Annotated in this window: 20 protein-coding genes; 17 read left to right on the top strand and 3 right to left on the bottom strand. The window is 63.5% G+C overall.

What is annotated here, in order from left to right:
- The first annotated feature begins 89 nt into the window (after positions 1-89).
- Both AC1DJW_RS16515 and AC1DJW_RS16510 read left to right on the top strand, forming a co-directional pair.
- The gene (locus AC1DJW_RS16515) at positions 90-1,394 is read left to right on the top strand and encodes a M20/M25/M40 family metallo-hydrolase (RefSeq protein ID WP_476901889.1); all 1,305 of its coding nucleotides are present in this window, start codon (positions 90-92) and stop codon (positions 1,392-1,394) included.
- A gap of 10 nt (positions 1,395-1,404) precedes the next feature.
- Positions 1,405-2,565: an acyl-CoA dehydrogenase family protein gene (locus tag AC1DJW_RS16510; RefSeq protein ID WP_459340511.1), complete on the top strand. Its 1,161-nt coding sequence runs from the start codon at positions 1,405-1,407 to the stop codon at positions 2,563-2,565.
- Between the two features lie 45 nt (positions 2,566-2,610).
- Here the strand turns inward: AC1DJW_RS16510 and AC1DJW_RS16505 are convergent, their stop codons facing one another.
- Complete coding sequence (locus AC1DJW_RS16505) at positions 2,611-2,844, bottom strand: DUF5703 family protein (protein ID WP_059389241.1); 234 nt, start codon at positions 2,842-2,844, stop codon at positions 2,611-2,613.
- A gap of 39 nt (positions 2,845-2,883) precedes the next feature.
- Here AC1DJW_RS16505 and AC1DJW_RS16500 point away from each other — a divergent pair, with 39 nt between their 5' ends.
- The gene (locus AC1DJW_RS16500; RefSeq protein WP_059389240.1) at positions 2,884-3,156 is read left to right on the top strand and encodes a hypothetical protein; all 273 of its coding nucleotides are present in this window, start codon (positions 2,884-2,886) and stop codon (positions 3,154-3,156) included.
- A 59-nt stretch (positions 3,157-3,215) separates the two neighbouring features.
- On the opposite strand, the gene AC1DJW_RS16495 is transcribed toward AC1DJW_RS16500, so the two are convergent.
- Positions 3,216-4,148 (bottom strand): aldo/keto reductase, encoded by a 933-nt coding sequence (locus tag AC1DJW_RS16495; RefSeq protein ID WP_284755623.1) that lies wholly within the window; start codon positions 4,146-4,148, stop codon positions 3,216-3,218.
- Positions 4,149-4,200: 52 nt separating this feature from the next.
- On the opposite strand from AC1DJW_RS16495, the gene AC1DJW_RS16490 reads away from it, so the two are divergent.
- Positions 4,201-5,034, top strand: coding sequence for an undecaprenyl-diphosphate phosphatase (locus AC1DJW_RS16490; RefSeq protein WP_284755621.1), 834 nt, complete (start codon positions 4,201-4,203; stop codon positions 5,032-5,034).
- A 16-nt stretch (positions 5,035-5,050) separates the two neighbouring features.
- A complete protein-coding gene (gene mshC / locus AC1DJW_RS16485; RefSeq protein ID WP_390277489.1) occupies positions 5,051-6,349 on the top strand; it encodes a cysteine--1-D-myo-inosityl 2-amino-2-deoxy-alpha-D-glucopyranoside ligase in 1,299 nt (432 codons plus the stop codon).
- A gap of 73 nt (positions 6,350-6,422) precedes the next feature.
- Here the strand turns inward: mshC and AC1DJW_RS16480 are convergent, their stop codons facing one another.
- A complete protein-coding gene (locus AC1DJW_RS16480) occupies positions 6,423-7,328 on the bottom strand; it encodes a PAC2 family protein (protein ID WP_284755619.1) in 906 nt (301 codons plus the stop codon).
- A 119-nt stretch (positions 7,329-7,447) separates the two neighbouring features.
- Here AC1DJW_RS16480 and AC1DJW_RS16475 point away from each other — a divergent pair, with 119 nt between their 5' ends.
- The 12 genes from AC1DJW_RS16475 (at position 7,448) to AC1DJW_RS16420 (ending at position 21,023) form a co-directional block, all read left to right on the top strand.
- A complete protein-coding gene (locus AC1DJW_RS16475; protein ID WP_284755617.1) occupies positions 7,448-8,179 on the top strand; it encodes an HAD family hydrolase in 732 nt (243 codons plus the stop codon).
- The gene (locus tag AC1DJW_RS16470; RefSeq protein ID WP_284755615.1) at positions 8,180-9,349 is read left to right on the top strand and encodes a site-2 protease family protein; all 1,170 of its coding nucleotides are present in this window, start codon (positions 8,180-8,182) and stop codon (positions 9,347-9,349) included. It abuts the gene before it with no gap.
- 118 nt (positions 9,350-9,467) lie between these two features.
- Complete coding sequence (locus tag AC1DJW_RS16465) at positions 9,468-10,520, top strand: tRNA (adenine-N1)-methyltransferase (RefSeq protein WP_269997809.1); 1,053 nt, start codon at positions 9,468-9,470, stop codon at positions 10,518-10,520.
- A gap of 101 nt (positions 10,521-10,621) precedes the next feature.
- Positions 10,622-12,436, top strand: a complete 1,815-nt coding sequence (gene arc / locus AC1DJW_RS16460; RefSeq protein WP_084784542.1) for a proteasome ATPase — start codon at positions 10,622-10,624, stop codon at positions 12,434-12,436.
- 50 nt (positions 12,437-12,486) lie between these two features.
- The gene (gene dop / locus AC1DJW_RS16455; protein ID WP_390277931.1) at positions 12,487-14,103 is read left to right on the top strand and encodes a depupylase/deamidase Dop; all 1,617 of its coding nucleotides are present in this window, start codon (positions 12,487-12,489) and stop codon (positions 14,101-14,103) included.
- Between the two features lie 122 nt (positions 14,104-14,225).
- The gene (locus AC1DJW_RS16450; protein ID WP_234749319.1) at positions 14,226-14,429 is read left to right on the top strand and encodes a ubiquitin-like protein Pup; all 204 of its coding nucleotides are present in this window, start codon (positions 14,226-14,228) and stop codon (positions 14,427-14,429) included.
- A 78-nt stretch (positions 14,430-14,507) separates the two neighbouring features.
- The gene (gene prcB, locus AC1DJW_RS16445; RefSeq protein ID WP_390277484.1) at positions 14,508-15,317 is read left to right on the top strand and encodes a proteasome subunit beta; all 810 of its coding nucleotides are present in this window, start codon (positions 14,508-14,510) and stop codon (positions 15,315-15,317) included.
- 1 nt (position 15,318) lies between these two features.
- Positions 15,319-16,026: a proteasome subunit alpha gene (gene prcA / locus AC1DJW_RS16440; protein ID WP_284755612.1), complete on the top strand. Its 708-nt coding sequence runs from the start codon at positions 15,319-15,321 to the stop codon at positions 16,024-16,026.
- A gap of 1 nt (position 16,027) precedes the next feature.
- Positions 16,028-17,392 (top strand): Pup--protein ligase, encoded by a 1,365-nt coding sequence (gene pafA, locus AC1DJW_RS16435; protein ID WP_390277480.1) that lies wholly within the window; start codon positions 16,028-16,030, stop codon positions 17,390-17,392.
- 109 nt (positions 17,393-17,501) lie between these two features.
- A complete protein-coding gene (locus tag AC1DJW_RS16430; protein ID WP_284755609.1) occupies positions 17,502-18,446 on the top strand; it encodes an FKBP-type peptidyl-prolyl cis-trans isomerase in 945 nt (314 codons plus the stop codon).
- Between the two features lie 49 nt (positions 18,447-18,495).
- Positions 18,496-18,891, top strand: coding sequence for an FKBP-type peptidyl-prolyl cis-trans isomerase (locus AC1DJW_RS16425; protein WP_059389230.1), 396 nt, complete (start codon positions 18,496-18,498; stop codon positions 18,889-18,891).
- A 95-nt stretch (positions 18,892-18,986) separates the two neighbouring features.
- Positions 18,987-21,023: a helix-turn-helix transcriptional regulator gene (locus AC1DJW_RS16420; RefSeq protein WP_476901888.1), complete on the top strand. Its 2,037-nt coding sequence runs from the start codon at positions 18,987-18,989 to the stop codon at positions 21,021-21,023.
- Positions 21,024-21,028 lie beyond the last annotated feature (5 nt).

Here is a 21,028-nt window from a genome sequence, read left to right as displayed (position 1 = left end):
GTGGGTAGGCTGAGGGAAGCGCGCGGGAGCGTCCGCACCATCTGCCTTCCCGCCGGAGTACGTCCATCCCAGCCAGCAAGGAGAGTTCCATGACTGATATCCGACCCGAGGACGAAGTAGTCCGGATCTGCCAGGAACTCATCCGCATAGACACCTCGAACTTCGGTGACGATTCGGGTCCCGGGGAACGCGCCGCAGCGGAATACACGGCGGCGCTTATTAGTGAAGTGGGATTGGACGCTGAAATCTTTGAGTCGGCTCCGGGCCGGGCCAATGTGGTCACGCGCATGGCGGGGGAGGACCCCTCGGCCGGCGCCCTCGTGGTGCATGGCCACCTCGACGTCGTTCCGGCGCTCAAGGACCAGTGGTCCGTGGATCCCTTCAGCGGCGAACTCAAGGATGGACTCATCTGGGGACGCGGTGCCGTGGACATGAAGGACATGGACGCCATGATTCTCTCGGTCATGCGTGACTTCGCCCGCACGGGACGCAAGCCGAAGCGCGACATCATCTTCGCGTTCTTCGCCGACGAGGAAGCCGGGGGCAACTACGGCGCGCGCTACGCCGTCGAGCACCGCAGGGAACTCTTCGACGGCGCTACGGAAGCGATCTCCGAAGTAGGCGGCTTCTCGGCCACCATCGGAGGCAAGCGCACCTACCTGCTCCAGACTGCGGAGAAGGGCCTTTCCTGGCTGCGCCTCGTGGCCCACGGCCGTGCCGGGCACGGTTCGCAAATCAACACGGACAACGCGATTACCCGCCTGGCCGGGGCAGTCACCAGGATCGGCGAATACCCCTGGCCGATTGAGCTGACCCCCACCACCCGGCAGTTCCTCGACGGCGTGACGGAATTGACCGGCGTCGAGTTCGATCCGGACAATCCCGAGACCCTGCTGAAGGAACTCGGCACCGTAGCGCGTTTCGTGGGGGCAACCCTCCAGAACACCTCAAACCCCACGTTGCTCAGCTCCGGATACAAGCACAACGTCATCCCCGAATCGGCGGAAGCGCTGGTGGACTGCCGCACGCTGCCAGGCCAGCAGGAGATGGTCTTCGAAACCATCAAACAACTTGCCGGAGATGGCGTGGACGTCAGCTACGTCAACAAGGACGTGTCCCTGGAAGTGCCGTTCGCCGGCAATCTCGTAGACGCCATGATCGATGCCTTGCACTCGGAAGACCCCGGCGCCAAGGTGCTGCCCTACACCTTGTCCGGCGGCACCGACAACAAGTCGCTCAGCAAGATCGGCATCACAGGCTACGGATTCGCCCCGTTGATGCTCCCGGAGGAACTCGACTTCACCGGCATGTTCCACGGCGTTGACGAACGCGTTCCTGCCGATTCGCTCAAGTTCGGATCCAGGGTGCTCAACACCCTGCTCAGCAACTACTAGGGAGAACGCTGTGACTCCCGAGGAGATCCTTCCGGACGAGCTGCTCCGCCGCATCCGGGGCCGCGCCGCGGGCTATGACCGGAACAACTCGTTCTTCCACGAAGACCTTGAGGAGCTCGCTGCGGCGGGTTACCTGAAGATCTTCGTCCCGGAGTCCGACGGCGGACTGGGGCTCGGACTCGAAGCCGCGGCGGCGCTTCAGCGCCGGCTCGCGACGGCCGCCCCGGCCACAGCGTTGGCTGTCAACATGCACCTTGTCTGGACCGGTGTCGCGCACGTCCTGGCGGCCCGCGGCGACGACTCCCTTGACTTTGTCCTCAAGGAGGCCGGACAGGGCGAGGTCTTTGCGTTCGGGATTTCCGAGCCGGGGAATGACTCCATGCTCTTTGATTCAGGGACTACGGCGGAACCGCAGCCAGGCGGCGGGTACAGCTTCACCGGACGGAAGATTTTCACGAGCCTGTCGCCGGCGTGGACCCGCCTCGGGATCTTCGGCAAGGACAGCGGAGCGCGGGAGGGGAGCGGAGAGCTGGTTTTCGGCTTCATCCAACGCGACGCCCCGGGCCACGAGACGCTGGGTGACTGGGACACCCTGGGCATGCGGGCCAGCCAATCGAACACCACGCTCCTCCATGGCGCTCTGGTGCAGGCGGAACGGATCTTCCGGAAACTGCCCGTGGGACCCAATCAGGATCCGTTGATCTTTGCGATCTTCGCGTGCTTCGAAACGCTGCTCGCCGCCGTCTACACGGGCATTGCGGAGCGCGCGTTCACCCTGGCGGTCGAGGCCGCCAAGCGCCGTACCTCGGCCAAATACGGCGGCCGAAGCTTCTCGCAAGACCCGGACATCCGCTGGAAGATCGCCGACGCCGCCATGGCCATGGATTCCATCCAGCCGCAGCTGGCGTCAGTGGCCCGTGACGTGGATGCCCTGGTCGATCACGGGACGCAGTGGTTTCCTAGGTTCGTGGGCCTCAAGGTGCGGGCCACGGAGAACGCCCGGAGCATGGTGGATGTGGCCATCCGGGTTTCCGGAGGCTCCAGCTATTTCCGTGGCTCGGAACTTGAGCGGCTGTATCGCGATGTGCTGGCAGGGATCTTCCATCCCTCCAATGACGAGTCTGCGCACAACACCATAGCCAACGCGTGGCTTGGCCCGCTCGAAGGCTAGAACGCTCAAAGCCGGAGCGGGGCACCCGAAAACACGGCGTTTCAGCTACACGGTGCGCTGCACGTTGAGGACTCTACGGCGCAGCCAGAACCGGCGACCGCCGCCGATGTAGAGGATGCTCCGCTCCAGTTCCCACTTGCCGTATTCGGAGTGTTCCACGAGCCGACGCCGCGCCTCGGGCAAGGAATCGTCAGGGCTCACGGTCAGTACGAGATACTCGTACTGCCTTGCGTAGTCCCGCTGACGCTCCACTGAACTGCTCAGAAATTGTTCTCTCATCCCTCTCCATTTTCGTCTTTTTCGGGCTAACGTGAAGTCATGAGCATCGATCCGCGTGTCGCGCTTCAGTCATTGACAGCCGCTTTGGAAGAGCACCTGATTGCCGCTTCCGCCCGCCGGGGCGAAGGAGATCCCACTGTGGAGGCAGCGTTTTTCGCCGTCGCAGATGCCTTTGAGGTATATGAGGACTCACTATACGAGGCCTACTCGGAAGTCACACCCCTTCAGGTGTTTGACGACGATGAAGAAGATGACGACGAGGACAACAATGAACTCCTCGATGAAGACGAGCTGGAGATCCTCGACCAGTGATGCCGGCCAGTAATGCCGGGCCAGTAGTGCCCGATGGTAATGCCCGAGTTTCAGCTAAGTCAGATCGCTGAAACGTCTTCCAGTGCCCGCGAAATTTCGGCGGGAAGAGGCGCCAGCTGCGCATCGAGTAGTTCCTTGAGTTGGATCGCATTGCGTGCGCCCACGACGGCCGTGGATACTCCCGGGCGGGAGAGCAACCAGCTCAGCGAGACGTCGACGGCGGACCGTCCCAAGCCGCGCGCGGCCATTGCCGCGGCTTCGACGATCCTTGCCCCCCGCGCGTCGAGGTACTTTTCGACGTAGCCGCTCAGGCGGTCTTCAGCGGCCCGTGATTCAGTCGGAATCTGTCCACGGTATTTGCCGCTGAGAACTCCGCGTCCGAGGGGCCCCCACGCCATGAGGCCGAGTCCGGCATCCTCGATGGCGGGCACCAGTTCGTCTTCGGGCTTCCGGTGCAGGAGCGAGTATTCGGATTGGTTGGCCACCACGGTGAATCCCGCGACGGCTGCGGCCTTGGCGGTCTGCCAGCCGTTGTAGTTGGAGATGCCGACGTACCGTGCTCGTCCCGAGCGCAGGGCAAGGTCCAGGGCGGAAAGTGTTTCGTCCAGGGGAACGTTGCCGTCCCAAGCATGCGCGAACCAGATGTCTACGTAATCCGTCCCCAAGCGGGCAAGGCTCGCGTCGAGTGCGGACAGCATGGAACCGCGGGAGGCATCGACGCTGCGCCGGCTGTCCGACGTCGAGACGCCCGCTTTCGTGGAGAGGACAACCTCCGAGCGTGCCACAACGTCCCCCAGCATCGAACCCAGGAGAGCTTCGGCTTGTCCGCCTGCGTACGAGGCGGCGGTATCGATCATGGTGCCGCCCGCCGCGATGAAGGTATGGAGCAGCTCCCGTGCATCCTGTTCGTCCGTTTCTTCCGCCCAGGACATAGTGCCCAGGGAGAGGGTGGACACCCGAAACCCACTGTTTCCGACGTAACGCTGCTGCATAGCTGATAGCTTACGGGGAGATCGGGTAGATCATGACGTAGGGTCTATTCACGTGAACTGGATAGAAGCAGCCTTCCTAGGCCTCGTGCAGGGCCTGACAGAATTCCTTCCGATTTCTTCAAGCGCACACCTGCGAATTGTCGGGTCGTTCCTGCCTAATGCAGCGGATCCAGGTGCCGCTTTCACCGCTATTACGCAGCTGGGCACCGAGACGGCCGTCATCGTCTTCTTTTGGCGTGACATCGTCAGGATTCTGCGCGCTTGGTTCGGATCGCTGCGCGGCAAGGTCTCCCGGGACGATCCCGACGCGCGCATGGGGTGGTTGGTCATCCTCGGCAGCCTGCCCATCATCGTGCTCGGCTTGCTCTTCCAGGACCAGATCGAGTCCGTCCTGCGCAGTCTGTGGATCGTGGCAACCATGCTCATCGTCTTCGGCATGATCCTCGCGGTAGCCGACGCCGTTGGCCGCCAGGAACGCGAGCTGAGCCAATTGACCGTCAAGCACGGCATCCTTTACGGGCTGGCACAGGCCATGGCGCTCATTCCGGGCGTCTCCCGCTCCGGCGGAACCATCACCGCCGGCCTGTTGATGGGGTACACACGGGAAGCGGCCGCACGGTATTCGTTCCTGCTGGCCATCCCTGCCGTCTTCGGCAGCGGCCTGTACCAGCTGTACAAGGTGGTTTCGAAAGAAGGAATCTCCGGGCCTTTCGGCTTGCCGGAAACATTGCTGGCCACGGTCATCGCGTTCGTTGTGGGCTTCATCATCATTGGCTGGTTCCTCAAGTTCATTTCCACCCACAGCTACCGTGTCTTCGTGTGGTATCGCATTCTCCTTGGACTCGCCCTCTATGTATTGCTCGGTTTCAATGTCATCAGCGCCTAGCACTATGGTTGAGGCTGTGAAATCGTGGATCTCCCGCCCTGTGCCTGAACTACCCGGCAGCATGCCCCCGTTGAGGCTGTTCGATACCGCCCTCAGGGCCCTGGTGGAAGTCGAGCCACGCGCGGAGCAATCCATGTACGTCTGCGGCATCACGCCCTACGACGCCACCCACATGGGCCACGCGGCCAGTTACGTCGCCTTCGACCTGCTTAACCGGGTGTGGCGGGACAGCGGCCAGCGGGTTGCGTACGTCCAGAACGTCACCGACGTCGACGATCCCCTCCTGGAGCGCGCCACCGCCACCGGCGTTGACTGGCGGGAGCTGGCAGCGAGCCAGATTGAGCTTTTCCAGACTGACATGGACGCCCTCAATGTGTTGGCTCCGAATTACTACATCGGAGCCGTCGAGGCGATCCCGATGATTGTTCCGGCTATCGAGAAATTGATTGCGGACAAGCTCGCCTACCGCGTACACGGCACCGGCGGCGAACCCGACGGCGACGTCTATTACGACGTCGAAGCAGCCGGCAAGGCGTCGGATAGCCCGGACGCGTGGACACTCGGCGACATCTCGGGGCTCGGCGAAGTTGAAATGCTGGAACTTTTCGCCGAACGAGGCGGCGATCCCGGCCGCTCCGGCAAGCGAAATCCCCTTGATCCTTTGCTATGGCGCGTGGCCCGCGACGGCGAGCCGAGCTGGCCGGGCGCAAGCCTCGGTGACGGACGTCCCGGCTGGCATATTGAATGTACTGTCATCGCCCAGAAGTACCTGCCAGCTCCCTTCACTGTGCAGGGCGGCGGATCTGACCTCGTCTTCCCGCACCACGAAATGGGCGCCGGACACGCGTATTCGCTCAGTGGCATCCCTTTGGCACGCCACTACGCCCACGCCGGAATGGTTGGCCTGGACGGCGAAAAGATGAGCAAGTCCAAGGGCAACCTGGTGCTGGTATCCAAGCTCCGTGCCGCGGGCGAAGAGCCCGCAGCAATCCGCCTGGCGATCCTGGCCAACCACTACCGCTCGGATTGGTCCTGGACCGATGAAGGATTCGCCCAGGCCAAGGAACGGCTCAACACGTGGCGGGCCGCCCGGGACATCGCTCCTGAGGGAACAGCGGCGGAGCTGCTGACGCGGATGCGTGCCGAGCTCGCCAACGACCTCAATGCTCCGGGTGCGATCGCCGCCGTCGACGCCTGGGCTGCGGCGGCCCTCGCCGACTCGCACCGAGCCAATCCTGAAGGGGCCCAGCCCAGCGCCTTGGATTCCGCCCTGGTGAGCGACGCGATCAACGGATTGCTCGGCGTCGAGCTCTAATATCTAAACAACGCGGGGTCACTTACGGCCCATAATGTCCCCTTGGACGGGCCGTAAGTGACCCCGCGTTGGGTTAGGGTTTGTCCTTGCCCCTGCGCTTGAGGTAGCGCTCGAATTCGCGCGCGATGGATTCGCCACTCGCCTCCGGCAGGTCGGCCGTGTCCTTGGCCTCCTCGAGCTGCCGCACGTAGGCGGCGATTTCGGGGTCTTCAGTGGCCAGTTCGTCCACGCCGCGCTCCCACGCCTCGGATTCCTCGTTGAGGGCGTGGGTGTCCAGGGGCACTTGGAGCAGGTCCTCGATCCTGTTCAAGATGGCGAGTTGCGCTTTGGGGGAAGGCGGTTGGGCGACATAGTGCGGCACGGCCGCCCACAGCGACACGGTGGGCAAGCCCGCGAGCAGCGCGAATTCCGCCAGTACCCCCACAATGCCTACCGGCCCCTCGTATTGCGAAGCCTCGAGGTTCAAGCGCTGCCGCAATCCGCTGTCGTCCGAGGTGGTGCTGACAGGGATCGGGCGGCTGTGCGGGACATCGGCCAGAAGGGCGCCGATCAACACCACATAGTCGACTTTGAGCGTTTCGGCATGGACCAGAAGCTCGGCGGTATAGGCGCGCCAGCGATAGGAAGGCTCGGTGCCGAGCACGAACACCACATCCACGTTGCTGTCCGGGACGCTGGCCTTGTACAGGCGCGTGGAAGGCCATTTGACCTTGCGCGTCCCGGCCGCCGTGCGTCGCACGGTCGGCCTGGTGAACTGGAAGTCGTAGTAATCGTCGGCATCAACGGATGCCACTTTCTTTCCCTGCCACAACTTGTTCAAGTAGTGCAGGGAATCGCTGGCCGCCTCGCCTGCGTCGTTCCAACCTTCGAAAGCCGCCAGCATCACGGTGATGCGCTGGCCTTCGGCTACAGGCTGGAGAAGGCGCTCAGGCTCCGGTGAAGTGGCCTGTCCGTCAGGGGCTCCGTCCAAACTGTTCATTCACTCACCCTACGTCCAACACCGCCACCGATGCATGGCGTGAGGGGACCGGCGTGGCCATACTTCGCCCCGGGCGTAGAACGGCAATTGCCCGCCCTCCTTCCACGTAGACTTTAGGCATGCTTGCTTCAGCCACCCAGCCCCTGCTCAAAGCCGCGCTATGGGACATGGATGGCACCCTGGTGGACACCGAGCCGTACTGGATTGCCGCAGAGCGCACCCTCGTGGAGTCCTACGGAGGCGCCTGGAGCCACGAACAAGCCATGCAGCTCGTAGGACAATCGCTCATGCACTCGGCCGGCATTCTCCAAAGGGCTGGAGTGGACTTGGAAAAGCGGGAGATCGTTGACTCCTTGAGCGCCCAGGTCATCGACCGCCTCCGCGTCGAGGTGCCGTGGCGGCCCGGTGCCAAGGAGTTGCTTGACGAGCTGTATCAATCGGGCGTCCGCTGCGCCCTCGTGACAATGTCCGAAGGCCCGATGGCGCGGGAAGTCGTCGCCAACCTCCCCAAGCCCTACTTCGAGTTCCTCATCACCGGGGACACCGTCAGCCAAGGAAAACCCCACCCCGAGGCTTACCTCGCCGCCGTCGAGCGACTCCGGGACACGGACCCCGGGCTGACTGCCGATCACTGCGTCGCTCTCGAGGATTCCGTCCCGGGAGTCGCGTCCGCGATCGCCTCCGGGGTGGTCACGGTGGGAATTCCGCACCAAATGCCGTTGCCTGAGGATCCTCGCCGTGCAACCTGGGACACCCTCCAGGGACGGAAGGTCTCCGACCTTGAAGCGCTTGTCGCCGCCCGCGCTTCCGCCAACATGCCCGCCGCGGCTTTCCTTGGACAGGCAAACTAAGTGAGCACTCCCCGGAACGGTGGCCACAGCACACGTAGCAGCAGGAAGGACGGCATTCCACTCGGCCGCATCGCGGGAATCCCCGTGTATCTTGCGTACTCCTGGTTCATCATCGCCGCGTTCACGGTGATCGTCTATGGACCAGCGCTGCTCATCCGGAACCACTCCTTGGGAATCGGCGCCTACTTCGTTGCCTTTGCCTACGCACTCCTCCTCGCGCTCTCCGTGCTCGTCCACGAACTTGCGCACGCTTTGAGCGCCAAGGCCTTCAACTGGCCCACAGAGAAGATCGTCCTGAATCTCTGGGGCGGGCACACCCAGTTCGAGAGTTTCATCGCTTCCCCGGGCCGCTCGGTGGTTGTTGCCTTGGCAGGACCCGCGGCCAACTTTGTCCTTGCGGGCGGTGCCTGGCTATTGCTGCAGGCCGGTGTCTTCACCGGGGTAGGGGACACGCTGACGAACATCCTCATGTGGGCCAATTTGCTGATCGGCATCTTCAATGTCCTCCCGGGCCTGCCTCTTGACGGTGGTCGCCTGGTGGAGTCCGCGGTATGGAAAGTGACCGGCAGCCAGGAAAAGGGGACGGTGGCGGCTGGCTGGGCCGGACGGGTCATCGTGATCGTCCTGGTTGTTTGGTTCGTCGTACTGCCAGTTCTGAGTGGAAATACCCCCGATCTCAGCCTTATGCTCATCACCTTCCTTGTTTGCAGCTTCCTGTGGATGGGCGCCTCCGGTGCGATCAAGCAGGCCACGCTCCGCGGCCGACTCCCTTTGGTGAGTGCCTCAGCTTTGGCCGAACCCGCCGTCGGGATTCCGAACTCGGCCACCGTCGCCGACGTCTTGCGCGTGGCACCCAACGGCACTCCCGCCGTCGTGATCTGCGGACCGGATGGGCGGCCGCAGGGTCTCGTCGATCCGCATGCCACGGCAGCCGTGCCGCCCTCTGAGGTGTACACAACGCTTGTGACCGCAGTCTCGACCCCGCTCGCCGACGGCGCCTACGTCCCCTGGACGTCCAGCGGCCAGGAACTGATCCAGTATTTGGCGCAGCTCAGCGGCGCCGAATACGCCGTCGTGGACGAACGCGGTACGGTCATGGGCCTGCTACGGCAGCAGGCCGTAGTGACAGCCATTACAGGTAAAGTAGCCCGGCGGAGCGGACGCCCATAGGACCTTCCCGGTAGAGTTACCTGCCGGCCGTGAAATAACCCGGCCGGCAGTGCGCATCACTAAGCAGTAACTGCGGCAACAAATGACGGCACAGCCGTACAGGAGCGAGGAATCACCCATGAGCAGCGAAACCGCCGCCAACTACACGGCCACCGGTGCCGCCAACACCGCCATTCAGCCGACCGGTGCGGCACGGCGCCGAGGGCCGTTCCGTGTTGGCGAGCGGGTTCAACTCACGGACGAACGCGGCCGGATGAATACGATTACCTTGGAAGAAGGCGGCGCCTTCCATACGCACCGCGGCTTCCTCAACCACGACGAAATCATCGGCCAGGTTGACGGCTCCGTGGTGGCCAACAACATCGGCCAGCAATACCAGACGCTCCGTCCGCTGCTCTCGGACTTCGTGCTGTCCATGCCCCGCGGCGCCGCAGTGGTCTACCCCAAGGATGCCGGCCAGATCGTCACCATGGCCGATATCTTCCCGGGTGCCCGCGTCGTGGAAGCCGGCGTTGGTTCCGGCGCCCTTTCGATCTCCCTGCTTCGTGCAGTGGGCGACGGCGGTTACCTGCACTCTTTCGAGCGTCGCGAGGAATTCGCCGACATCGCCCGCGGCAACGTGGAAACCATTTTCGGCGGTCCGCACCCGGCCTGGAAGATCTCGCTGGGCGACTTCCAGGAAGAAGTTGTCCGCAGCGAAGAGCCCGGATCCGTGGACCGTGTGGTGCTGGACATGCTCGCTCCGTGGGAATGCCTCGACGCCGTGGCGACTGTTTTGGCCCCTGGTGGCGTGTGGATCAACTACGTGGCCACGGTGACCCAGCTGTCCCGTACTGCCGAAGCCATCCGCGCCGACGGCCGCTTCACGGAACCGGACGCCTGGGAGTCCATGGTCCGTGGCTGGCACCTTGAGGGCCTTGCCGTCCGTCCCGACCACCGCATGGTGGCCCACACCGGCTTCCTCCTGGTGACCCGTCGCCTCGCCGACGGCGTGACCGGGATCTCCGTCAAACGGCGTCCTTCCAAGACCGAGTTCAGCGAAGAGGACCTGAATGCCTGGACACCGGGAGCCGTAGGAGAGCGAGCGGTTTCCGACAAGAAACTGCGGCGGGCGGCACGGGATGCGATTGCCGGCACCAACGTCAAGGACGACCCCACACCCGCTCCCTAAGGAAAGATCACAAACTGGTCCGCATTCCGGATGTCACAGGTTTCCCGACGCTTTTGAGGGCTAAGGTCTATTTATAGAAAGCGGGAAGGAGCTGATGCTTCGTGGATACGTCGAACAATGACTTCGGGCGAACAACACCGGAGGAGCCATCGAACAAGGCTGTGACTGAGGGAAAAGCGGGACACGGGGGTGGGGCAATCCAACCGGTGGACGACTCCGCGGAACTCACCGTCGCGGAACGCCAGATAAACATCCTTCGAGACAAGCTGCGCCACATCGACCGTCAGCTTGCCGCCGCCACCCAGAACAACACCAAGCTCGTGACAATGCTGGAAACGGCGAAGGCCGAAATCCTGCGGCTCAAAGGCGCCCTTGAGCAGGACGGCCAACCGCCGTACAGCTTCGGGACGATCTTGCAGATCAATCCCAGGCGCCAGCCGACGGCGGGCAGCACCGGCCAGGCGGCCACTGAGGAATCGGTTGACATCTTCAATGCCGGCCGCAAGATGCGCGTGGGCGTCAGCCCGCTCGTGAACATCAACCAGTTGGCCGTTGGACAGGAAGTCCTCCTCAATGAGGCCCTGCTCGTGGTGACCGGCCTGGGCTATGAACGGGCAGGCGAACTCGTCACGCTCAAGGAAATGCTTGGCACGGACCGCGCCCTCGTAGTGGGCAGGGCCGATGAAGAGCGGGTAGTCCGGCTTTCGGGCGCCTTGCAGAAGGTGCACCTGCGCGTCGGTGATGCCTTGTCGCTGGATTCCCGCACGGGCTACGCCTTGGAGAAGGTGCCCCGGGCAGAGGTCGAAAACCTGGTCCTCGAGGAAGTCCCGGATATTACCTACGAGGACATCGGCGGCCTGGGCCCGCAAATCGAACAGATCCGTGACGCGGTGGAACTCCCGTTCCTGCACCCGGACCTGTACCGCGAACACGGGCTCAAAGCGCCCAAGGGCATCCTGCTTTACGGTCCTCCGGGCTGCGGCAAGACGCTGATCGCGAAGGCTGTTGCCAACTCGCTTGCCGCCCGCGCCTCCGAACGGGCCGGCAACGTGGACCTGAAGAGCTACTTCCTGAACATCAAGGGACCTGAACTCCTTGATAAGTACGTGGGCGAAACAGAGCGGCACATCCGCCTGATCTTTGCGCGCGCCCGGGAGAAGGCCTCGGATGGCAGCCCCGTGGTGGTGTTCTTCGACGAGATGGACTCGCTGTTCCGCACCCGCGGCACCGGTGTCTCTTCCGACGTCGAAACAACCATCGTCCCGCAGCTCCTGAGCGAGATCGACGGCGTCGAACGGCTGGACAACGTCATCGTGATCGGCGCCTCGAACCGTGAAGACATGATCGATCCGGCGATTCTTCGTCCCGGCCGGCTGGACGTGAAGGTCAAGATCCAGCGGCCCGACGCCGAAGCGGCCGCCGACATTTTCGCCAAATACATCACCACTGACCTTCCTTTCCACGCGACGGATCTGGCGGAGCACGGCGGCGATGTCCAGGCCACGGTCGACGCCATTATCCAACGCACCGTTGAAGCCATGTATTCGACGGAGAAGTCCAACGAGTATCTCGAAGTCACCTACGCCAACGGCGATACCGAGATGCTCTACTTCAAGGACTTCAATTCCGGAGCCGTCGTCCAGAACGTCGTGGACCGGGCCAAGAAGTACGCCATCAAGGACCTCCTGCTGACCCAGCAGAAAGGGCTGCGGATAGACCACTTCCTGCGCGCCGTCGTCGACGAATTCCGCGAACACGAGGACATGCCCAACACCACCAACCCGGATGACTGGGCACGGATCTCGGGCAAGAAGGGCGAACGCATCACCTACATCCGCACCATCGTCCAGGGCAAGGCCGGCCAGGAGCCCGGGAAGTCGATCGAAACGACTCCCAACACCGGCCAGTACCTGTGACGGCCCGGCCGGAAGGCCTGCCTTCGGACAAGCTTCCCGTGGGCGGGGCCATGCGGGTCATGGGTTCGGAAACTGAATACGGTATCCATTCGCCGTCCGCACCGGGGGCGAACGCCACGATGATGTCCGCACGGATCATCCAGGCCTACGCCAACCTCACGCGTCAGCGCGCGGCCGGTGGCGCTGAGACCCGCTGGGACTATACGGACGAAGAACCGCTGCATGACGCGCGCGGTTGGACGGTGGAGCGCAGCGCCGCTGACCCCAGCCAGCTGACTGACAGGCCCCCCGTGCTCGACGCCGAAGCCGTCGCGCTGGCGTACGGCCGCCAGGAGCTGGAGGCCGACGGCGGCGACGAGTCAGGATCGTTGCTGATGAACATGGTCCTCGGCAACGGGGCCCGGCTCTACGTGGACCATGCCCATCCGGAATATTCCAGCCCCGAGGTCACGAATCCCCGTGACATCGTCGCGTGGGACGCGGCTGGCGACCTCGTTGCCCTCGCCACGGTTCGGAAGGTGGCAGCCGATCCCGATTTGCCGGCCATCAATCTGTACAAGAACAACACCGACAACAAATCGGTGTCCTACGGTTCCCACGAGAACTACCTCATGCCGCGTTCCGTGCCTTTCGGGGACATTGTCCGAGGCCTGACACCGTTCTTCGTCACGCGCCAGGTCATCTGCGGTGCAGGCCGGCTCGGCAAGGGCCAGGACGGTTCAACTGCCGGGTTCCAGATCAGTCAACGCGCGGATTTCTTCGAAGCCGAGGTGGGGCTGGAAACCACTATCAGGCGTCCGATCATCAATACCCGGGATGAACCGCACGCCACCGCCGACAAGTATCGGCGACTGCATGTCATCATCGGCGACGCCAACCTGAGCCAGGTGTCGAACTACTTGAAGTTCGGCACCACGGCTTTGGTCCTGAGCCTTATCGAAGCGGGCCAGGCTCCGAAGATCGAAGTACATGAGCCGGTGGCGGGCCTGCAGGCAATCAGCCACGACACTTCCCTGACTGCCACCGTCAGGCTGCTCGACGGACGGCGCGTGACAGCCCTTGACATCCAGTGGATGTACTACGAGGCTGCGGCGAAGCTTGGCCAGGAAACCGGGGTCTCCGATTCCTTCAGTGGAGACGGCCACACCCGTGATGTCCTGGAGCGTTGGGAGTCGACGCTGGGGCTCTTGGGGAGCAACCCCGCAGGTGCCGCGTCTTCTGTCGAATGGCTGGCGAAGATGTCCCTGCTTGATGGCTACCGGAACCGTGACGGTCTGGAATGGAACGATGCCCGGCTGGGCCTTGTCGATTTGCAATGGTCCGACGTGAGGCCGGAAAAAGGCCTGTACTACCGCATGCTTTCCCGCGACCGCATGCAGACTATCGTCGACGACGCCGCAATCAACCGGGCCGTCATCGAACCGCCGTCGGATACCCGCGCATATTTCCGCGGGAAGTGTGTTTCCAGCTTTGGCAAGGACGTGGTCGGCGCGAGTTGGGATTCGGTCATCTTCGACGTTCCCGGGATCGGGAAACTTCAGCGGGTGCCCACCCGGGAACCCCTCCGCGGCACGGAAGCACTCACGGGCCAGCTGTTCCGGAAACACGCAACAGCGGGCGCATTCCTCCGTGAATTGCTCGGCCTGGACCCGGCCCCGCCCGCGTGAACGGCAAGCTGACGAAAGGCTGCCAAACGGGCCCTTAAAACCGCAGCGTCGCGGCCCGGCCCGTGGCAGTATGGCATTACAGGAAGTCCCCGTAGCCGGGGATGGACAGAATGGAGAAGGAAATGGCAGCTCAGGAGCAGCAGCAACCGCAATCGCGGGACGTCGAGGCAGAGGCCGACGCCCCCGAGGCGCCGCCCGCAGCACCGGAGGCACAGGCCTCGGTCGCCACGCAGGGCGTGGACGATCTCCTCGACGAAATCGACGGCGTCCTTGAGTCGAACGCTGAAGAGTTCGTGCGGGCATTTGTGCAAAAGGGCGGCCAATAGCGAGCCGCCAGCTAAGCCAAGGGCCCGGCCGGCGCGAGGCCGCCGGGCATCGGATGTCAGAGTCGAAGGAGCGCAGCAATGCAGGATCCATCAGCCGGCCACCTGGCCACCCAAGCAACGTCTTCGTTCATAGAGCATCTGCAACGCTCCAGGCCTGAACTCCTCCCTTTCAATCAAGCGCTGCCCGCGGGACAGATTCCGCCGGTGCCCCATGCCACAACGATCGTCGCCCTCAGTTACCCCGGCGGCGTCCTGATGGCCGGGGATCGGCGTGCCACCATGGGCAACGTGATCGCCAGCAGGCACATCGAGAAGGTCTTCCCGGCCGACGAATACTCGGTCCTGGGAATCGCCGGGACGGCAGGCCTGGCCATCGACATCACCCGGTTGTTCCAGGTGGAACTGGAACACTACGAGAAGATCGAAGGCACGCTGCTGAGCTTGGACGGCAAAGCCAACCGGCTTGGAGCCATGATCCGGGGAAACCTGCCGATGGCCATGCAGGGTCTCGCGGTGATCCCCCTTTTCGCCGGATTCGACCAGGCGGCCGGCGTGGGACGGCTTTTTTCCTACGACGTCACAGGCGGACGGTACGAGGAATTGGAGCACCATTCGGTCGGCTCCGGTTCCGTCTTCGCTCGTGGCGCCTTGAAGAAGCTGTGGCGGCCGAACCTCACCGAAGACGAGGCCGTCGCCGTCGCGGTTGAAGCCCTCTATGACGCTGCCGACGACGACTCCGCCACGGGCGGTCCGGATCCTGTCCGGCAGCTCTGGCCGGTGGTGTATACCGTCAACCGCGCCGGTGCCCGCCGGGTGTCGGAACGGGAGTTGGCGGCGATCGCTGGATCCATTGTTGAATCGCGCGCAGTTGCCGGACGGGAGGCCTGAGATGACCCAGCAGTTTTATGTTTCGCCCGAGCAGCTGATGAAGGACCGCGCGGACTTCGCGCGGAAGGGCATCGCCCGTGGCCGTTCCGTCGTCGTGATCAGTTGCGCCGACGGGATCGCGTTGGTGGCGGAAAACCCTTCGCCGTCGCTCCATAAGATCGGCGAGATCTACGACAAGATCGCCTTCGCCGCCGTGGGCAAGTACAACGAGTTCGAGAGTCTTCGGCAAGCGGGTGTCCGCTACGCCGACGTCCGCGGCTATTCGTACGATCGCGAGGACGTCACGGCCCGCGGGCTCGCGAGCGTCTACGCGCAGAGCCTTGGCGCCGTCTTCACGGCGGAACAAAAGCCGTTCGAAGTCGAGCTTGCGGTGGCCGAGGTGGGGCACACGCAGGGCGATGACCATCTTTATCGCCTGACCTTCGACGGCTCGATTGCCGACGAGAACGGTTTTGTGGTGATGGGCGGCTTGGCAGAGCAAGTAGCCGAGACTGTGGCCCACGGTTGGAAGGCTGACCTCAACCTGGCCGGCGCACTGCGCCTGGCCGTCAAGGCGCTTGCCACGGACAAGGAAGTGGACGCCCTGCCCGGCACCGCCGTCGAGGCCGCAGTGCTGGACCGAAGTCCGGAAAGCGGGCGCGGATCCCGGCGGGCCTTCCGTCGGCTCCGGGCGGAAGAAATCACGCAGCTGCTGGCAGGGGAGGCCTGAGATGGACAAAAGGATATTCGGGATTGAAACCGAGTTCGGTATTTCGTATTCGAGCCCGGACTCGCGGCCCTTGGCCCCCGAGGAAGTCGCCAGGTACCTGTTTCGCAAAGTAGTGAGCTGGGGCCGTTCCTCCAACGTCTTCCTCACGAATGGTTCGCGCCTGTACCTGGATGTCGGTTCGCACCCGGAGTACGCCACCGCGGAATGCGACGACCTCGCGCAGCTGATCGCCCACGACCGGGCCGGGGAGCTCATTCTCGATGACCTCGTTGATGAAGCGCAGGCGCGGCTTGCGGCCGAGGGATTCAACGGAACGGTCTACCTGTTCAAGAACAACACCGATTCCGCCGGCAATTCCTACGGCAGCCACGAAAACTACCTGATTCCCCGGCGGGGTGAGTTCTCGCGGCTCGCCGAGATCCTCATTCCTTTCCTCGTCACTCGGCAGCTGATCGCCGGTGCGGGCAAGGTCCTGAAAACACCCCACGGTGCCACCTTCGCGTTCTCCCAACGTGCCGACCACATCTGGGAAGGCGTGTCTTCAGCGACGACGAGGTCCCGCCCGATCATCAACACCCGTGACGAGCCGCACGCCGATGCCGAGTTCTTCCGCCGTCTGCATGTGATCGTGGGCGATTCCAACATGTCCGAGACCACCGCCCTGTTGAAGGTGGGAACGGTGGATCTGCTCCTCCGCATGATTGAGGCTGGAGTGATCATGCGGGACATGCGCATGGAGAACCCCATCCGCAGTATCCGGGAAATCTCCCACGACCTGAGCGGTAAAGCCCTGGTGCGACTGGCCAACGGCAGGCAACTGACGGCCTTGGACATCCAGCGCGAGTACCTTGCAAAAGTCAGCGCCTTTGTAGCATCAAACGGAGCACACAATCCGCACGTACCCCTCATCTTGGACCTTTGGGAGAGGACGCTGGACGCGATCGATAGCGGCGACACCAGCGGAATAGACACGGAAGTGGATTGGGCCATCAAGAAGAAGTTGATGGATGGATACATGCGTCGCCATGGAATCGGCCTCGATTCCTCGAGGATCGCGCAACTGGACCTGACTTATCACGACATCTCGCGCAAGCGCGGGCTTTTCTTCCTGCTCCAGTCCCGCGGCGCCGCGCGGCGCCTCGTCGCCGACACGGACATCAAGGATGCCGTGGATGCACCGCCGCAGACCACCCGGGCAAAACTCCGTGGCGACTTCGTCCGGCGCGCCCAGGAACTCGGCCGCGACTACACGGTGGACTGGGTCCATTTGAAGTTGAACGACCGCGCGCACCAGACGATTTTGTGCAAGGATCCTTTCCGCAGCGTCGACGAAAGAGTGGATGCCCTCCTGGACTCGATGAGCTGACTCCCAGCTTCACCAGCTACTCTGGAGGTTGGCCTTTAACCGGCCGCTACGCGCATGGCCGAGCCTGGCCCGGCCATGCCCTCCTTTTGCCCCGACGAAAGTTCAATTTGTGCGACGTCTACTAGCAATTCTTATCCCCGGCCTCTTGCTGCTCACCGCCTGCGGCGGAAGTCCGGCAACAACAGCAACCCCGGAGCCCACCAGTCAGTCCGCCGGCGATGTCGCCAAGCTGGATTCCCTCAAGGTCTCCGACAATGGAGACAAGAAGGCACCCGGCCTGGAATTCAACAAGCCGTTGGACGTAACGCAGCCGACCATCAAGATGGTCAGCGACGGCACCGGCGACAAGGTGAAAGCCGGTCAGGTGGCGCAGATCACCTACATTGCCGTGGATGGCAAGGACGGTAAGACCCTTGAGGACACTTTCCCGACCGGGTCCCAGCCCGTCGAACTGAACGACCAGCTCAAGACCGGCAGCGCTGTGCTTTACAACGCTCTGGTCGGTGCGAAGGTGGGCGCTGACATCGCTTTCGCCGTCCCCGGAACCGCGGCGTCGGCTGAAGCAGCGGCTACGTCATCCCAGCTCGTGGTCTTCAAGATCACCGGCGTCAAGGACGCAGTCAAGCCCCTGGACAAGCCCGAGGGCGATACCGTAACTCCGCCCGCCGGCCTCCCCACGGTCAAGGTCGATGACAAGGGAATTCCGCAGATTTCCGTTGACGGCGCAAAGGCCCCGCAGGCCCTCGTCTCCCAGGATCTCATCAAGGGCAAGGGCGCAGTCGTCAAGGAAACAGACACGCTGACGGTCAACTACGTCGGCGTCACCTTGGCTGATGGCAAGAAGTTCGACTCCAGCTACGACAAGGGCCAGACCGCCAGCTTCGCGCTGAACGGCGTCATCAAGGGCTGGACGCAAGGCCTTGCCGGCAAGACTGTCGGCTCCCGTGTCCTCCTGGTGATCCCCAAGAGCCTCGCATATGGCGACACCGCCGCAGCCCAGGGCCAGCCTACGGGCGATCTGGTCTTCGTCGTGGACATCCTCGGCGCCCAGTAACCTTCCGCAAACTTCCACAACACTGTCCCTATCAAATTGAGGAGTACCCATGTCATTTGGTCAGCGTGATTACGACCGCACGAAGCCCGAGATCGACTTCCCGGAGGGCGACGTCCCCACGGAACTCGTTATCAAGGACATCATCGTTGGTGACGGCGCCGAGGCTCAGGCCGGCGACACCGTCTCCACCCACTACGTTGGCGTTGCCTGGTCCACCGGCGAAGAGTTCGACGCATCCTGGGGCCGCGGCGCGCCGCTGGACTTCCGCGTGGGCGTCGGCCAGGTCATCCAGGGTTGGGACCAGGGACTGCTTGGCATGAAGGTCGGCGGCCGCCGTCGCCTCGAGATCCCTTCCGAACTTGCGTACGGCTCCCGAGGCGCGGGCGGGGCCATCAAGCCCAACGAAGCCCTGATCTTCGTAGTGGACCTCGTGGCGGTCCGCTAGGTTTCGCAGCATAGGAAGGCGCGTCCGCAGTCGGAGAAATCCGGCCGCAGACGCGCCTTCCGCCTTTGCCGGAGGAATTTAGTAACGTTGCAATCGTGTCCGCATCACGTACCGAACGACTCCTGAACCTGCTGATCGCCCTCCTGAACACGAAATACGGGCTGTCCCGGGCCGTTCTCAGGGAGAAGGTCTACCATGACGCCGGCGCCAGCGACGTCGCGTTCGGACGCATGTTTGAACGCGACAAATCGGACCTGAAGCAGTTTGGCTTCGACATCGAAACGCTCTTCGACCACGGGTTCGGCTCGGACGATCCCGCGTCGGCCCGCTATCGCATCGGCAAGGAATCCAATCGCCTGCCGTATGTGCAACTGACCCCGGCGGAGGGCACGGTGTTGCTTCTGGCTGCGCAGCTGTGGGAACGCGCGGCCCTTGGCTCGGCCGCTGCAAGCGCGCTACGGAAGCTGCAGGCTTCCGGCGACCTTGCCGACGTCGAACTCCCTGCCGGTGTCCAGCCGCGCATCAAGCCCGCCGGCCAGGCCTTTGACGACATCATCGCGGCCATGAACGGCCAGCACCCCGTGAGTTTCGGCTACCGTGCCGCCAGCACCGGAAAGGACGAACGCCGCCTGGTAGAGCCTTGGGGCCTCGGGAGCCGCTTCGGCCAGTGGTACCTAGTGGGATTCGACCGGGGCCGGAAGGCGAAACGCTTTTTCCGGCTGTCCCGGATGACGAGCGATGTCCATGTTGAGGCCGGTCAGCACTGCGAGATACCGCCAGGGTTTGATACCCGCGCCGAATTGGATGGCCTCAGTGAACTTCCCTTGCAAGAGGCCCATCTCGACGTGGCCGAAGGCCGTTTGCTGGGTCTTCGGAAGCGTGCGGTGGATGTCACAGGGGCCGCCGCCACCAGCGGCTCCCAGCCGGGCATTGACCGCCTGTCCGTGCCGTTCCGGGACAGCGAGCTGCTCGCCGAAGAACTGGCCTCTTATGGTCCCCACGTCCGCGTGGCCGGACCTCCCGAGCTGCGCGGCGCCGTGATCCGCCGCCTTGAAGCTGCCGCCGCGTTCGCCTCGAGCCCCGCCGTCGATATCCACTTCCCGAACGCCGGACCTGCGCCGCGGGCCCGCAAGCGGACCTCGGAAGACCAGCTCAACCGCATGCTGCAATTGGTCCCTTTCCTTGTCCATAACCAGGGCCTGCCCATCCAGGAAGTCGCGGACCGCTTCGGTGTCACCCGCAACGAACTGGTGGACGATCTGACGATACTGATTTGCTCCGGCCGCCCCGAAGGGTATCCGGACGACTTGTTTGATATCGATTGGGAAAACGAGCACGTCTACATCCGCGAGCACCTCGAACTCAACCGGCCCATCCGCTTCAGCGTGGACGAGGCTTGCGCCCTGCTGACGGGCTTGGCCACCCTGGGCGGGCTTCCCGCCCAGGCCGGCATGTCCGAGGACGAGCAAAGCGGAGCCCTGGAGTCCGTGACCCTGAAGCTCACCGGCGCGGCGGGGGAGGCCGGCCGTTTGGCAGCGGCCGTCGCCGGCCCACCCGTCACCCCGGCCGACGCCGGGGCCTTCGACACCATCACCCGCGCGATTCAGTCGGGGCATCAATTGCGGCTTCGCTACTTGTCACAGCAGCACGACTCTGTTTCCGAGCGGGACGTCGACCCCTTCCGGCTGTATTCACTGGACAACACCTGGTATTTCGAGGCGTACTGCCACAGCAAAGCCGGACTGCGAAACTTCCGCCTGGACCGCATCGAGGAGATCGTGCCCAACGGCCGTCTGGTTTCCGAGGGCGCCGGGACTGAGCAAGGCGTTCCGGTGAAGCTGTACACGCCCAACGACGACGACGTGGTTGTCGTCCTCCAATTGACCCGGCAAGGCGCCGGGCTGGCGGATGACTATTATGCTGAGCGGACGGCTGTGCTCCCTGACGGCGGCTTGCTCGCCGAGGTCCGGTTCGGAAATGCTGACTGGTTGCCGATGTTCGTTGCGCAGCACGGTGGTGCGGCCCGCATTTTGCAACCCTCCGAGCTGGCGGACGCTTCTGCAGCGTGGGTGGCAGCGGCCCTCCGGCAGTACAAGCAAGCGGACCCGATACAAACTGTGAAGGCTGGTTAGACTAC

Source organism: Arthrobacter sp. 05L417 (assembly GCF_056397865.1).
The sequence above is the reverse complement of the archived record's forward strand: the minus strand, read 5'-3'. Positions and strand labels throughout refer to the sequence as shown.

What these genes read in the sequence shown, in the direction of transcription:
- AC1DJW_RS16515 (WP_476901889.1), top strand. Translation starts at nt 90, where the DNA reads ATGACTGATATCCGACCCGAGGACGAAGTAGTCCGGATCTGCCAGGAA.
- AC1DJW_RS16505 (WP_059389241.1), bottom strand. Translation starts at nt 2,844, where the DNA reads ATGAGAGAACAATTTCTGAGCAGTTCAGTGGAGCGTCAGCGGGACTAC.
- AC1DJW_RS16500 (WP_059389240.1), top strand. Translation starts at nt 2,884, where the DNA reads ATGAGCATCGATCCGCGTGTCGCGCTTCAGTCATTGACAGCCGCTTTG.
- AC1DJW_RS16495 (WP_284755623.1), bottom strand. Translation starts at nt 4,148, where the DNA reads ATGCAGCAGCGTTACGTCGGAAACAGTGGGTTTCGGGTGTCCACCCTC.
- AC1DJW_RS16480 (WP_284755619.1), bottom strand. Translation starts at nt 7,328, where the DNA reads ATGAACAGTTTGGACGGAGCCCCTGACGGACAGGCCACTTCACCGGAG.
- AC1DJW_RS16475 (WP_284755617.1), top strand. Translation starts at nt 7,448, where the DNA reads ATGCTTGCTTCAGCCACCCAGCCCCTGCTCAAAGCCGCGCTATGGGAC.
- AC1DJW_RS16465 (WP_269997809.1), top strand. Translation starts at nt 9,468, where the DNA reads ATGAGCAGCGAAACCGCCGCCAACTACACGGCCACCGGTGCCGCCAAC.
- dop (WP_390277931.1), top strand. Translation starts at nt 12,487, where the DNA reads ATGCGGGTCATGGGTTCGGAAACTGAATACGGTATCCATTCGCCGTCC.
- AC1DJW_RS16450 (WP_234749319.1), top strand. Translation starts at nt 14,226, where the DNA reads ATGGCAGCTCAGGAGCAGCAGCAACCGCAATCGCGGGACGTCGAGGCA.
- prcB (WP_390277484.1), top strand. Translation starts at nt 14,508, where the DNA reads ATGCAGGATCCATCAGCCGGCCACCTGGCCACCCAAGCAACGTCTTCG.
- prcA (WP_284755612.1), top strand. Translation starts at nt 15,319, where the DNA reads ATGACCCAGCAGTTTTATGTTTCGCCCGAGCAGCTGATGAAGGACCGC.
- pafA (WP_390277480.1), top strand. Translation starts at nt 16,028, where the DNA reads ATGGACAAAAGGATATTCGGGATTGAAACCGAGTTCGGTATTTCGTAT.
- AC1DJW_RS16425 (WP_059389230.1), top strand. Translation starts at nt 18,496, where the DNA reads ATGTCATTTGGTCAGCGTGATTACGACCGCACGAAGCCCGAGATCGAC.